Genomic DNA, 13,690 nt, shown 5'->3' with positions numbered 1-13,690 from the left:
GCCGTGCCGCATCAGGTCGGCGCGCCTGCGCCCGACACCACCGGCCCGGTGCCCCGTCGGGGCCGCCGAGCGGCGGACGAGAACGGGCCGGACACCGACGCCGGTACTCGCCCGCCGTCCGGCGTGGCGGGGCCGACCGGTGGTCCCGCCGTCCCCGGTGGGCCCTCCACCGAGCCTGCGGGCGGCCGCCGGGGCGGACGGCGCCGCGCCGCCGAGCCCGAGCAAGACCAAGCGATCGTCCCGCTGTCCGGCAACGCGCCGGCCATCCCCGGAGTGCCCTCGGGCGACCCGTCGGCGATGCCGGTCACCCCGCCGGAGGCTCGCACCGCGACGCCCGAGCGTGCCGACGGCTCGTTCCGGGCGCGCCGCGCCGCGCCGGAGGAACCGGCGACGCCACCGGCCGGCCGCCGGTCCGCCGATCCGACCGAGACGCCGGTACGCAGCCGCCGCGCGGCCGACACCGAAGAGGCGCCGCCCCAGGGCCGGCGGGCCGCCGACGAATCCGGACGCGCTCCCGCGACCGGCGACACCGGCGAGCGACCGTTCGCGGCCCGGCCCGGCGACACCGGTGAACGACCGTTCGCGGCCCGGTCCGGTGACACCGGTGAGCGGCCGTTCGCCGCACGGTCGGGTGACACCGGTGAGCGGCCCTTGGCGTCGCGGCCCGGCGACACGGGTGAGCGGCCGTTCGCGGCCCGGCCCGGTGACGGTCGGGCCGGACGTCCGGAACGGCCGGCCGACTGGCTGCGGCAGGCCGGGCGCGGACACCACACCGATCCGGCACTACCGACGGTCAAGCGGCGGCCCGGCACCCCGCCCGGTGGTCCGGCCGGGCACACGGGCGGCACCCCGTCCGGCGGTACGGCGATGCTCGGTGGTCGTCGTGACGCGGACGGCTCCGCCCGCGCGATGCCGGACGACCAGACCGAACCGGGCGGGATCCCCGGCTGGCCCGCCGCGGCCATCCCCGGAGCCGGCAACGCCGCGCCGGTACGCCCCGGTGCCGGCCGTCCCGACGCACCGCCGACCGACCGTGGTCGACCTGACGGTGTGCCCACCGATCGCGGTCGCCCCGACGGGCCACCTGCCGAACGTGGTCGCCCCGACGGACCGCAGGCCGAACGTGGTCGACCCGACGGGCCACCGACCGATCGCGGTCGCCCCGACGGGCCACCTGCCGATCGCGGTCGGCCCGATGGACCGCCGGCCGGACGGGGCCGGGCCGAACCGCCCGGCGGGCCCGGCCCTGCTGGCCCAGGCGCGGCAACCGGCCGACCCGGACCCGAGGCGCCCACCGGCCGTTCCCGGCCGATCGGTCACCCGGACGGTGGTCCGGCCGGGCCGCCGCGCGGCACCGCGCCGACGGACGGCATGCCGTCCGGTCCGCCGCGTGGGACCGCCCGTCCCGAGGTCGGTCCTCCGTCGCGTGGACCGCTGCCCCCGGACGCCGGTGCACCGCGTGGTCCGGTCCCTCCGGACGGCGCGCCACCGCGTGGTGCCGTACCCCCCGACGTCGGTCCTCGGCCGCGCGGACCGGTGCCTCCGGACGGCGCGCCACCACGTGGTGCGGCGGGCCCTGACACGATGGCGACAGGTCCCGGCGCGGGACCGGTCCGTCCCGGCGGCATGCCGGCGGGACCCGCTCGCGGTGCCGCCCGACCCGCTGGCCCGACCCACCCGGAGGGGGGACCGCGCCGTCCCGACGGCGGCCCGGCACGCCCCGACGCGGGCCCTCGTCGCCCCGACGGTGGTCCGGCACGGCCCGATGGTGGTCCGGGGCGGCCTGACGCTGGTCCGGGACGGCCCGAGGGCGGTCCGGGACGACCTGACGGTGGACACGGGCGGCCGGACGCCGGCCCGGCGGGCGGTGCTGTTTCCGGCCACCCGTCGCCGCCGGCCGCAGGTCCCGGCGAACCGCCGGCTGCGGTGGCCCGTGCCGCCGCGTCGGCCCCACGCCCCGACGACCGGCCGGCCGGTCGGGCCGCCCCGCCCCAACGGGACCCGGCCCGCCCGGAACCGTCCGGTGCCGCACCGGTGCCCCCGCCACCCCGCGCCGGGGAGGCGCCGGCGGTGGCCCGAGCCGCCGCCGTGGTGCCGTCCGCCGACCCGACCGGGCCCCGGCCCGGACCCGAGGCGGCGGTACGGCGACCCACCGACCCGGACGACTCCGACGGTGACCGTCCCGACGACGAGGCAGCGGACGCCGACCCGGAGACGCGTCGGCAGATCGGTGCCGGTCAGCGTCGCCGTACGCTGCTGCTGGCCCTGGTCAGCGTGCTCCTGCTGGCTGGCGTACCGGCCTTCTTCGGCGTGCAGGCGATCAACAAGGATCCGGTCTTCGTCTCGCTCGACGAACTGGAGGTGCCGGAGTGGGCCGCAGTACAGCCGGAGGACTACGCCAGCGGCAGCCGCTGGTGCCTGCTCGACTGCCGGCTGCGCGAGCGGACCGTCACCTCCGAGCGGTCGCCGGATGAGACCGCCCAGGTGTACGAGGCCGCGCTGAGCCGCGACGGCTGGCAGCCCTGGCGGCCCGCGTACTGCCCGGAGCAGGAGGAGAAGGGCAGCTACACCTGTTGGCGGCGGGACGAGTTGACGCTGGACCTGTGGGTCCGGGAGCCGACCTGCGTACCGCCGCCGGTGGACGGTGAGCCGGCGGTCGTACCCTCGCTCGACCCGTCGACCGCAGCCGAAGAGTGCTCCGGTTCGTTGGTGTCGGTGAAGGTCCGCAATGCGATCGACGACGAGCGGACCAGGCCACAGCCGGAAACCGATCCGTCACTGACCGGTGAGGATCCCTACCCGACGCTGACCGAGGATCCGCTGGGCGAGTTGACGCCGTCACCACCGTCCTGAGCCGATTGTCATCACGGACGGTAGGGTCTGCATCTGGCGGCCCGCCCGCTGCCGAAGGCGCGGGGCGGGCCACCGGTGACGGCGTTGGGCGAGAAGGTCGTACGTCTCGTGGGCCGTGATGTCCCGGGACCGTGTTGAGGAGGACAGGCGTGGGCTTTTTGGAGGTCGCGGCATTGATCGCGGCTATCGCGTTCGCGATGCTGGTGCTGATCCTGACGCTGCCCATCCTGCGGCTGCGGCACACCGTGGACGCGACCACCCAGATGATCAACGACCTCAACGACCGGACCGGCCCGTTGCTCGGTGACGTCAACACCACCGTGCGGAACGTCAACGTCACCCTCGAACAGGTGCAGACGTCGCTCGACGGCGTGAACCTCCAGCTCGCCAAGGTCGACACCATGACCAGTCACGCGCAGAACATCAGCGCCAACGTCGCCAACCTGGTCACCGTCGTCTCGGCCGCCGCGGCCAACCCGCTGGTCAAGGTGGCCGCCTTCGGCTACGGCGTGCGCAAGGCCGCCTCGGCCCGGCGCAGCGCCGAGACCGAGCGCGAGGTCCGCGACACCATCAAGTCCCAGCGGCGCGCCGCCCGGCGCGGCAACCGCTGACCGACGGCGGAGGTACGAGCATGAAGCGGCTGTTCTGGCTGGGCATCGGTCTGGCCGTCGGCGTGGTGGTGGTGCGCCAGGCGACCCGTGCCGCGCACGCCTACACTCCGGCGGGCATCGCCGACAACCTGTCACAATCCGCTGGCGGTCTGGTCGAGGAACTGCGTAGCTTCGTGGCGGACGTACGCGCCGGGATGGCCGAGCGGGAACACGAGATCCACGAGGCGTTCGCCCAGGGCGAGGCGTTCGACGACCAGTTCGCCGACGTGCGCGACGAGCCGCGTATCGGTGACAGAGACATCTTTCCGGAGGAACCCCAGCGATGAAGACGGCGGAGATCAAGCGGCGGTATCTCGCCCACTTCGAGGCGAACGGCCATGCCGTGGTGCCGTCCGCTCCGCTGCCCGCCATCAACGACCCGAACCTGCTGTTCGTCAACGCCGGCATGGTGCAGTTCGTCCCGTACTTCCTGGGCCAGCAGACGCCGCCGTTCTCCCGTGCGGTGAGCGTGCAGAAGTGCATCCGTACGCCGGACATCGACGAGGTCGGCAAGACCAGCCGGCACGGCACGTTCTTCCAGATGAACGGCAACTTCTCCTTCGGCGACTACTTCAAGGACGGGGCGATCCCGTTCGCCTGGGAGCTGGCGACCACGTCGGTCGAGGCCGGTGGCTTCGGGCTGGATCCGGAGCGGATCTGGGCGACGGTCTACCTCGACGACGACGAGGCGCGGGACATCTGGCTGCGCACCGGGGTGCCGGCGGAGCGGATCGTGCGCCGGGGCAAGAAGGACAACTTCTGGTCGATGGGCATTCCCGGCCCGGCCGGCCCCTGCTCCGAGCTGTACTACGACCGGGGGCCGGAGTATGGCGCCGAGGGCGGCCCGGAGGTCGACGAGGACCGGTACCTGGAGTTCTGGAACCTCGTCTTCATGCAGTACGAGATCGCGGACGTGCTCAGCAAGGAGCAGTTCCGGATCGTCGGTGAGCTGCCGAAGAAGAACATCGACACCGGCATGGGCCTGGAGCGGATGGCCTCCATCCTGCAGGGCGTCGACAACCTGTACGAGATCGACGAGGTCCGGCCGATCCTGGACCGCGCCGCCGAGCTGACCGGCAAGCGGTACGGCGCGCACTCCGGGCACGCGGCGAACCAGTCGCACCCCGACGACGTCCGGCTGCGGGTGGTCGCCGACCACGTGCGGACCGCGTTGATGCTGATCGGTGACGGGGTGACCCCGTCCAACGAGGGCCGTGGCTACGTGCTGCGGCGGATCATGCGTCGGGCGATCCGCGCGGTGCGGCTGCTCGGCTGGCAGGAGCGGGCGCTGCCCGAGCTGCTGCCGGTGGCCCGGGACTGCATGGCCCCGTCCTACCCGGAGCTGGCCGCCGACTTCGACCGGATCTCCGCGTACGCGTACGCCGAGGAGGACGCCTTCCTGGCGACCCTGCGGGCGGGCACCACGATCCTGGACACCGCGATCACCGAGACGAAGTCGGCGGGCAAGCCGGCGCTCACCGGTGACAAGGCGTTCCAACTGCACGACACGTACGGCTTCCCGATCGACCTGACCCTGGAGATCGCGGCCGAGCAGGGCCTCAGCGTCGACCAGGAGGGCTTCCGGCGGCTGATGGCCGACCAGCGGTCCCGGGCCAAGGCCGACGCGCTGGCGCGCAAGACCGGGCACACCGACCTGTCGGCGTACCGGTCGGTGCTCGACGCCGGTGGACCGGTGACCTTCACCGGGTACACCGAGGTCTCCCGCGAGTCGACGGTGCGGGCGGTGCTCGGCACCGACGGGCCGCGCGCGGCGGCGGTCGAGGGCGACCTGGTCGAACTGGTCCTGGACACCACGCCGTTCTACGCCGAGGGCGGCGGGCAGCAGCCCGACGTCGGCATGATCACCGTCGGTGGCGGGCAGGTCGAGGTCCTCGACGTGCAGCAGCCGGTGCCGGGGTTGATCGTGCACCGGGCCCGGGTGGTCCGGGGCGAGGTGCGGGCCGGGGAGACCGGGTACGCCGAGATCGACACCAGTCGTCGGCGGGCCATCTCCCGGTCGCACACCGCCACCCACCTGGTGCACCAGACCATGCGGAACTTCCTCGGCGAGTCCGCCACCCAGGCCGGTTCGCTGAACGCCCCGGGTCGGCTGCGGTTCGACTTCAACACCGCCACCGGGGTGGCGCCGAGCGTGCTGCGCGACGTGGAGCAGCAGGTCAACGAGGTGCTCCTGGCGGACCTGGAGGTGCACGCCTTCGTCACCTCGCTGGAGGAGGCGCGCCGGATCGGCGCCATGGCGTTGTTCGGCGAGAAGTACGGCGACCAGGTCCGGGTGGTCGAGGTCGGCGACTACGCCCGGGAGCTGTGCGGCGGCACCCACGTGGCCCGCTCCGGCCAGCTCGGCCTGGTCAAGATCCTCTCGGAGTCGTCCATCGGTTCCGGCGTACGCCGGGTCGAGGCGCTGGTCGGCATGGACGCGTTCAACTTCCTGGCCCGTGAGCACCTGCTGGTGTCCCGGCTCGCCGAGCTGTACCGAGTCCCCTCCGAGCAGGTGGCGGACCGGGTCGAGCAGACGGTGACCCAGCTCCGCGACGCGGAGAAGGAGTTGGAGAAGCTGCGCGCCCAGCTCGTACTCGGCGGTGCGGCGGCGTTCGCCGCGCAGGCCCGGGACGTGCGCGGGGTGGCCTACGTCGGCATCGAGGCGCCCGAGGGGGCGGCCGGCAACGACGTCCGCACGCTGGCCCAGGAGATCCGGGGCCGGATCGACGCGGCCCGGCCGGGCGTGGTCGCGGTGGCGGCCCGCGCGAACGGGAAGGCGTCCCTGGTGGTGGCGGTCAACTCGGCCGCCCGTAACCGGGGCCTCGCCGCGAACGACCTGGTCAAGGCGGCGTTCTCCGGGCGCGGTGGTGGCAGTCCGGACCTGGCCCAGGGCGGTGGGCAGCCGGCCTCGGAGGTCCCCACACTGTTGCTCACGGTGGAGAAGGCGGTCGCCGAGGCGTGAGTCCTCAGAACCTCAGGGCAGGGCGGGCCGCGCAGGTCCGCCCTGCCGTGTATATCGGGCGAGGTGACGAAGCGTGACCGGGTTGTCCCGGGGTGTGCGGTTGGGCGTGGACGTCGGACAGGTGCGGATCGGGGTCTCCCGGTCGGATCCGCACGGTGTTCTCGCCACCCCTCTGGTCACCCTCTCGCGGGAGCAGAATCCCAGGCCAGACGCGGTGCCGACGGACCTCGCGGAGGTGGCCGCACTGGTCGCCGAGCACGAGGCGGTCGAGGTGGTCGTGGGCCTACCGGTGAACCTGGCGGGTAAACACGGCCCCGCAGCGGAACACGTGAAGGCGTACTCTCGACAACTGGCCGATGTGATAGCGCCTGTTCCGGTGACGCTGACTGACGAGAGGATGTCCACGGTCGTGGCGAGTCGTAGGCTTGCCGAGCGCGGTGTCCGGGGGAAGAGACAACGGGCGGTGGTCGACCAGGCCGCCGCGGTGGAGATTCTGCAGAGCTGGCTGGACGCGCAGCGGAGGCGGACCGAATGATGGACGATCTGGACCTCGGGTTCGACGAGCAGGACCGGGGGGAGAAGGGCAAGCACCGTCGGGGACGGCGGCGCGGTGGCCGTTCCGGTGGCGGTAAGGGCAAGACAGTCCTCGCCCTGATGCTGGCGCTGGTGCTGCTCGGCGGCATCGGCGGTGGTGCCTTCTACGGCTTCGACCGGATCCAGAGCTACTTCGTCACACCGGACTTCGACGGCGACGGCACCGAGGACGTGACGGTCCAGATCCCGCAGGGCGCGTTCCTGGCCGACATGGCCGTGGTGCTCCGCGACGCCGGCGTGATCAAGAGCACCAAGGCGTTCGTCGAGGCGGCGCAGGACAACTCCCGCAGCCGCAACATCCAGCCCGGCACGTACAAGCTGCGCAAGGAGATGAGCGGCGCGAACGCCCTGGCCGCGATGCTCGACCCGCAGAACCGGATCGTCAACGGGCTCACCATCCCCGAGGGGCGCACCGCCAAGAGCATCTTCAAGCTGCTCAGCGACCAGACCGACATCCCGGTCAAGGAGTTCGAGGCCGCCGCCAAGGACCCGGAGAAGCTCGGCGTACCGGACTGGTGGTTCAAGCGGGAGGACGGCAAGAAGGTCACCAAGTCCATCGAGGGCTTCCTCTTCCCGGACACCTACGAGATCCCGCCGAACGCCACCGCCGAGGTGATCCTGGGGCAGATGGTCGACCACTTCCTCTCCGTCACCGGGCAGATGGACTTCGCCGACCGGGTGCAGAAGGAACGCGGCGGGATCAGCCCGTACGAGGCGTTGATCGTGGCGTCGCTGGCTCAGGCCGAGGCCGGCACCAAGAAGGACCTGGGTCGGGTCGCCCGGGTCGCCTACAACCGGGTCTACTCGGGCACGTTCGACTGCAGTTGCCTGGAGATGGACGTCACGGTCAACTACTACTTCGAGTCGATCGGGCAGGAGGGCAAGACCTCCGGCCAGATGACGCGCAGCGACCTCGACAACCCGGACAACCCGTACAACCGCAAGTTGCCGGGCATGATCCCGACGCCGATCAACAACCCGGGCAAGGAAGCGCTGGAAGGCGCGATGGACCCGCCGGCCGGCGACTGGCTCTTCTTCGTGGCGATCGACAAGCAGGGCAACTCCGCCTTCACCAAGGACTACAGCCAGCACGAGCGCAACATCGAGAAGGCCAAGGAGAACGGCGTCCTGTGACGGTGGCGCCACGGCGGGCGGCAGTGCTGGGCAAGCCGATCGCCCACTCGCTCTCCCCGGTGATCCACAACGCCGGGTACGCCGCCGCCGGGCTCACCGGGTGGTCGTACACCCGGATCGAGTGCGCGGCGGCGGAGTTGCCGGACCTGGTCGCCGGGCTGGGCCCGGAGTGGGCCGGGCTGTCGGTGACCATGCCCGGCAAGGAGGCGGCGCTGACCGTCGCCGCCGAGGTCTCGCCGGTCGCCGCCGCCGTCGGCGCGGCCAACACGCTGGTACGCCGTCCCGACGGCACCTGGTACGCGGACAACACCGACGTCACCGGCATGGTCGACGTGCTGACGTCCGCAGGCGTGCGCGCGACTGCCCCTCGCGAGGTGTCGGGCTCGGATGGTCCTGGCACGGCGTCGGGTGAGGCCGGCGCCGCTGCGCCGTCGGGTGCGGGTGGCCTTGGCGGGTTGTCGGGCCTGGGTGATTCTGGCGTGGGCGTGGGCGCGGGTGCGGCCGTCCCGGTGCTGGGCGCGGGGGCGACCGTCACGGTGCTGGGTGCGGGTGGCACGGCGCGGGCGGCGCTGGCGGCGGCGGCCCGGCTGGGCGCGACCGGGGTGACCGTGGTGGCCCGTCGCACGGCAGCGGTCGACGAACTGGCGCCGGTGGCGAGCGCGCTGGGGCTGGCCCTCACCGCCGCGCCCTGGGCGGACGCGGTCGCGCTGGCCGACGTCGACCTGCTGATCTCCACGGTGCCGAAGGGCGCTGCCGACGAGCTTGCCGGTGTGGTGCGCTGGCGTCCCAGCACCGTGCTCTTCGACGCCATCTACGATCCGTGGCCGACTCCGGTGGCCGCCTCGGCCGCTGCCGCCGGCTGCCCGGTCGTCTCCGGCCTGGACCTGTTGTTGGCCCAGGCCGTCGGCCAGTTCGAGCAGTTCACCGGCGTTCCCGCACCCCGAGCCGCGATGGCCGCCGCCCTGGCCGCATCTCGGGTCGCCTGACCGCCGCGCTGACCGCTGCTCGGGTCGCCTGACCGCCGCGCTGACCGCTGCTCGGGTCGGCTGACCGCCGTGCGGTCCGCTTGACGGTCGCCCGGTCCGCCTGGCCGTCGCGCGGTCGGCTTGGCCGTCGCGCGCTTACCGCATCTCGGGTCGCCTGGCCGCCGCGCTGGCCGCTGCTCGGGTCGCTGTTCGGTCCGCATGACCGCCGCGCTGGCCGCCGCCCGGGTCGCTGCTCGGGTCGACTGACCGCCGTGCGGTCCGCTTGACGGTCGCCCGGTCCGCCTGGCCGTCGCGCGGTGGGCTTGGCCGTCGCGCGCTTACCGCATCTCGGGTCGCCTGACCGCCGCGCTGACCGCTGCTCGGGTCGCTGCTCGGGTCGACTGACCGCTCGATCCAGGATCGAGTGGCCTTCCTTCCCGCGCGAAGCCACTAAATCCTGGATCGAGTGCCTTCGCCGCCTGAGGTCGGGGCGTCTGGGGTCGGGGCGTCTGGGGGCGGGGCGTCGGGGGTGGGGGGATCGGGGTGGCGGCGTGGGGCTGCCCAGCCGAGGAACCGAGTGAAGAGGGCGGCCGGGTCGGGGCCGTCGTGCGGGTTGAGGTGGTAGAGGTCGCGCATCGCCTCGTACATCAGGCCGGCGAGGTAGATCGACAGGCCGGTGGCGTTGCCGTCGTACTCGACGCGGAGCAGGAGTCGGGCCTCGCCGCAGGGCCAGGGTTGCCCGTCGGCGCGGCAGCACCACATCGGCCGTAGCGGGGTGTGCGGGACGTCGGCGGCGCGGGCGTGCGGTCGCACCGGAGGTGGGCCACCCCCGGGCGCGAAGAGTCGCGTGGCGAAGGGGCGCGCGGCAGAGGGGCGCGCGGCAGAGGGGCGCGTGGCAGAGGGGCGCGTGGCGAAGGGGCGCGTGGCGATCACGGGCGGCCCCCGTTCGCCCGCCACTGTTGCCCTGGCGTCAGCCAGCCGGGGCGGCCCGGGCGTTGCCGGGGCAGTGGCCGGGTGGGCTGATGCATCCACTCGGGCAGGTGCGTGCCGCGTCGGCGTCGTGGCAGCGACAGCGTCGGCAGAACTGTCGTCGGGCATTGGTACCAAGTGACCGGCGTACGCATGTCGTCCTCCATTTCCTGCGGTGGACGGGGCCGCCCGGGTGTGGGGGATCCACGGGCGGCCCCGGTATGCGAAACCACCCCGTCCCTTCCTGGATGGGAGCGGCTCCGCCAGGTGACAGTCTGGATAGGAGCGCACTAGCGTCGATACGTGCGCGGGGCATCCGCGCACGTCATCGGTGCAAGCGGGTGGGTATGGCGAATCCGCGAGCGAGATCGGGCAGAGATGGGGAATTGATGGGGACCGCTATCGACTACGTCCGTGAGGAACTGCGACTGCTGCGTGTCCAGGTCAAGCTGAGTCAGGATGACTTCGGGCGGGGCATCGGCTATTCCGGCTCGCATGTCAGCTCGGTGGAAACCGGTGGTCGACCGCCGACGAAGGAGTACATGTTCGCGGTCGACCGGGCGCACGATCCGGCCTTCGACCCGCAGGCGGGGGAGGGCAGGTTCACCCGCATGCTGCGGGAGTTGTCGAAGCTGGAGCAGACGCCGTCCTGGCTGCGGGAGTGGATCGAGCTGGAGCGCGACGCGACGTTATTACGCTGGTACGAGCCCGCGTTCCTGCCCGGCCTTCTCCAGACGGAGGCATACGCGCGAGGCATGATGAACAACGGCCTGCTCCTGCCCGACGAGATCGACCACCGGGTGGCCTCCCGCCTCGACCGGCAGTCGGTCCTCACCCGCGACGCGCCGGTGCCGTTGGTGGCGGTGATCGACGTGATGGTGCTCCGGCGGCAGGTCGACGGACGGCCCGAGATCATGCGGGAACAGCTCGACCACCTGGTCAAGATGTCCGAGCTGCCGCACGTGCAAATCCTCGTGGTGCCCGAGGACGCGGCAATTTACCCTGGCCTACAGGGTGGGTTCATCCTGGCGACCATCAGCGACGGCTCGGTGGTGGGACATCTCGATCATCAGGTGCGTGCGCAGGTGGTCAGCCAGACCGAGGACCTTGTTACGCTCCAACGGACGTGGGAGGCGGTCCGGGATGAGGCGCTCCCGCGCAGGCAGTCACTCGAACTGATCAAGGAAGTGGCGCAGACATGGACATGACCGGTGCCAGGTGGCGCACGTCGAGCTATTCGGGAACCAACGGCGGGTCGTGCGTGGAGGTCGCCGACAACCTCTCCGGCGTCGTGCTGGTCCGCGACACCAAGGACCGGGACGGCGGCACCCTGCGCTTCGCGCCGGCCGCCTGGCAGTCGTTCGTCGCGCTGGCGAAGCAGGCCGCCTCGAACTGAGCCGCACGTGCGGCACCGAAGGCCCCCGACCACGTCGGGGGCCTTCGTCGTGCTCGTGCCGCTGGGTCGGTGCTCGTGCCGCTGGATCGTGCTCGTGCCGCTGGATCGCGGCGTTGATCGGCGCGGACTTGCGCATTGGTCGTCACTGGGGTAGATCATCGATATCCGCTGCGGTGCGGCACCGGTCCGGCGCGCAGATGGGGCACCCGATGCGGCGCTGACCTGCGGCTCGGTCGGCGCTGAGCCGCAGCACCGCCGACAGCCGGTGGCCGCTCCGGCCGGGTGCCGTGTCGCAGCATCCGCTTAGGTGAACTTTAAGACCCGCTTAGGTCCCCCGGTCATTCGCACGCTCTGTTGTGTACGCCGCTACGCTCCACAGCGTTATCGCCGAATTCACAAGGAGTCTGAGTGACCAGGCGCGGACTGCACCGCCTCATCCGGCACCGTGGCCCCCGGCGTAAGGCCGTGGTCCTCGGTGTCCTCGGTTCCACGGTCGTGCTGGGTCTCGGCGCGACCATGGTGCCCCTGATCGCCGACGACGACCTCTCCATTCCGGTGGTGTTCGACACCACCGCCACGTCCGTCCCCCAGGACGGCGACAACAGCGTCAAGACGACGCTGGCCACCTGCGCCGCCCCGTGCGACGGCAACCCCCGTGGGGCCCGGGACGCGGTCCTCGCCTTCTCGGTGTCCTCGCTGCCCGCCAACGCGGTGAACGTCCGCGCGACGCTGCGGGTACACGCCTGGCAGGCGTTCGAGGCGACGGTGACCGCGCACGAGTCCGGGCTCGACGCCCGGGCCGCCCGGCCGGCTCTCGGCCAGGTCGGCAGCGCCCTGGACGTGGTGGCCGGGGTCGGTAAGGGCTTCAACGAGTGGGACGTCTCCAAGCTGGTCACCGGCAACGGCACCTGGACGGTGTCGCTGGCGCAGACCGGCCTCGGCAGCCGGATCTACTGGGCGTCGGGGGAGAACCGCAACCCGGACGTCCGTCCCCGGCTGGTGTTGAGCTACGACACGGGTACGCGTCCGACGCCCGCGCCGTCCAGCGCCTCGCCGACCCCGTCGGCCGCGTTGCCAACCCGTCCACCCGTCTCGCCGAGCGCGTCACCCAGCCCGACCCCGACCCGGCCCAGCCCGACGCCGACGAAGCCACCGACGGACCCGGGTGCGTGTGGTCAGGTGTCGGCGAAGCTGGTGCCCTCCTGCGGTGCCTGGTGGGGGATGTACTCACCCTCGGGCGCGGGCAGCGGATGGGATCACGGCAAGGCGATCACCGACGTCGAGAAGCAGGTCGGGCGGACCTTCGACATCGTGCACCGCTACCACGACTTCTCCAACACCGGCAGTAACGGCGCCTTCCCTGACGCTTACCAGCAGCAGCAGATGCGCGAGGGCCGGCTGATGTTCTTCGCCTGGGAGAGTCGGGTCTTCTCGTCCGGGACGGTGCTCACCTGGCGGGACGTCTACAGCGGCCGGTACGACCAGACGATCGACGAGGTGGCCGGCCGGATCAAGGCGACCGGGGTGCCGGTGTTCATGGGCTTCGACCACGAGCCGGAGGACGAGCCGGAGAAGGGCAGCGACGCGGAGTTCGTCCGCGCCTGGCGGTACGTGTACGACCGGTTCGCCGCGGCGGACGTCCGCAACGCGGTGTGGGTCTGGACGATGATGGGCTGGTCCGGCCACTACGACCGGTACGCGGGCCTGTACCCGGGTGACGACTACGTCGACTGGGTGGCCTGGGACCCGTACAACTTCCATGTCTGCAACGGCAGCACGACCTGGAAGAGCCCGAGCACCACCATCGGTTCGTTCTACCGCTGGCTGGACGACACCGGCATCGGCAAGGGCAAGCCCCGGATGCTGGCCGAGTTCGGCACGAACTTCGACACCGCCGACCCGAACGCGAAACGGCGGTGGTTCGAGGAGTTCCCGGCGGCGTTGAAGGCCCATCCGAAAATCAAGGCCGCGATCTACTTCAACTCGCCGGGCATGACGAAGACGACGAACGTCTGCAACATGACAATGAACCAGGACGCCTCGGCGGTGGCCGGCTTCGCCGCCGCCGGTCGGGACAGCTACCTTCGGCAACCCACCGGAGGGAGCCGCTGACCTCAGGTAACCCGCGGGCGGTCGGATGCCGCACAGGTGCTGTCCGACATACGAC

The 13,690-nt window shown here is 72.2% G+C and carries 10 protein-coding genes and 1 pseudogene; 10 read left to right on the top strand and 1 reads right to left on the bottom strand.

Translation table 11 applies throughout. The features are described 5' to 3' along the window. The first annotated feature begins 2,226 nt into the window (after positions 1-2,226). The 7 genes from ACWDVW_RS23535 to ACWDVW_RS23505 all read left to right on the top strand — a co-directional run bounded on the left by ACWDVW_RS23535 (position 2,227) and on the right by ACWDVW_RS23505 (position 9,179). Positions 2,227-2,853, top strand: a complete 627-nt coding sequence (locus tag ACWDVW_RS23535) for a hypothetical protein (RefSeq protein ID WP_449952576.1) — start codon at positions 2,227-2,229, stop codon at positions 2,851-2,853. 149 nt (positions 2,854-3,002) lie between these two features. Further along, complete coding sequence (locus tag ACWDVW_RS23530) at positions 3,003-3,464, top strand: DUF948 domain-containing protein (RefSeq protein WP_131055269.1); 462 nt, start codon at positions 3,003-3,005, stop codon at positions 3,462-3,464. A gap of 20 nt (positions 3,465-3,484) precedes the next feature. Beyond that, positions 3,485-3,790 (top strand): hypothetical protein, encoded by a 306-nt coding sequence (locus tag ACWDVW_RS23525; protein ID WP_131055267.1) that lies wholly within the window; start codon positions 3,485-3,487, stop codon positions 3,788-3,790. Then, complete coding sequence (gene alaS / locus ACWDVW_RS23520; RefSeq protein ID WP_449952503.1) at positions 3,787-6,465, top strand: alanine--tRNA ligase; 2,679 nt, start codon at positions 3,787-3,789, stop codon at positions 6,463-6,465. The genes ACWDVW_RS23525 and alaS overlap by 4 nt, the downstream gene beginning before the upstream one ends. 73 nt (positions 6,466-6,538) lie before the next feature. Continuing rightward, complete coding sequence (gene ruvX, locus ACWDVW_RS23515; protein ID WP_350695004.1) at positions 6,539-7,000, top strand: Holliday junction resolvase RuvX; 462 nt, start codon at positions 6,539-6,541, stop codon at positions 6,998-7,000. After that, positions 6,997-8,193, top strand: coding sequence for an endolytic transglycosylase MltG (gene mltG, locus ACWDVW_RS23510; protein ID WP_449952500.1), 1,197 nt, complete (start codon positions 6,997-6,999; stop codon positions 8,191-8,193). Before ruvX ends, mltG begins: the two co-directional genes overlap by 4 nt. A 23-nt stretch (positions 8,194-8,216) precedes the next feature. Beyond that, complete coding sequence (locus tag ACWDVW_RS23505) at positions 8,217-9,179, top strand: shikimate dehydrogenase (RefSeq protein ID WP_449952573.1); 963 nt, start codon at positions 8,217-8,219, stop codon at positions 9,177-9,179. Positions 9,180-9,704: 525 nt separating this feature from the next. Here the strand turns inward: ACWDVW_RS23505 and ACWDVW_RS23500 are convergent. Further along, positions 9,705-9,971 (bottom strand): annotated as a pseudogene (locus ACWDVW_RS23500) (hypothetical protein); the annotation flags it as partial. A gap of 545 nt (positions 9,972-10,516) precedes the next feature. Here ACWDVW_RS23500 and ACWDVW_RS23495 point away from each other — a divergent pair. The 3 genes from ACWDVW_RS23495 to ACWDVW_RS23485 all read left to right on the top strand — a co-directional run bounded on the left by ACWDVW_RS23495 (position 10,517) and on the right by ACWDVW_RS23485 (position 13,635). Beyond that, positions 10,517-11,335, top strand: a complete 819-nt coding sequence (locus ACWDVW_RS23495) for a helix-turn-helix domain-containing protein (RefSeq protein ID WP_449952571.1) — start codon at positions 10,517-10,519, stop codon at positions 11,333-11,335. Continuing rightward, the gene (locus ACWDVW_RS23490; protein ID WP_449952569.1) at positions 11,332-11,523 is read left to right on the top strand and encodes a DUF397 domain-containing protein; all 192 of its coding nucleotides are present in this window, start codon (positions 11,332-11,334) and stop codon (positions 11,521-11,523) included. Before ACWDVW_RS23495 ends, ACWDVW_RS23490 begins: the two co-directional genes overlap by 4 nt. A gap of 408 nt (positions 11,524-11,931) precedes the next feature. Next, positions 11,932-13,635 (top strand): glycosyl hydrolase, encoded by a 1,704-nt coding sequence (locus ACWDVW_RS23485; protein WP_449952497.1) that lies wholly within the window; start codon positions 11,932-11,934, stop codon positions 13,633-13,635. Positions 13,636-13,690 lie beyond the last annotated feature (55 nt).

This window comes from Micromonospora sp. NPDC003241, assembly GCF_053589795.1.
This window is presented reverse-complemented; position numbering and strand designations above follow the sequence as displayed.

Excerpts from the sequence above, each read along its gene's own strand:
- ACWDVW_RS23525 (WP_131055267.1), top strand. The coding sequence starts at position 3,485 with ATGAAGCGGCTGTTCTGGCTGGGCATCGGTCTGGCCGTCGGCGTGGTG.
- ACWDVW_RS23490 (WP_449952569.1), top strand. The coding sequence starts at position 11,332 with ATGACCGGTGCCAGGTGGCGCACGTCGAGCTATTCGGGAACCAACGGC.
- mltG (WP_449952500.1), top strand. The coding sequence starts at position 6,997 with ATGATGGACGATCTGGACCTCGGGTTCGACGAGCAGGACCGGGGGGAG.
- ACWDVW_RS23495 (WP_449952571.1), top strand. The coding sequence starts at position 10,517 with ATGGGGACCGCTATCGACTACGTCCGTGAGGAACTGCGACTGCTGCGT.
- alaS (WP_449952503.1), top strand. The coding sequence starts at position 3,787 with ATGAAGACGGCGGAGATCAAGCGGCGGTATCTCGCCCACTTCGAGGCG.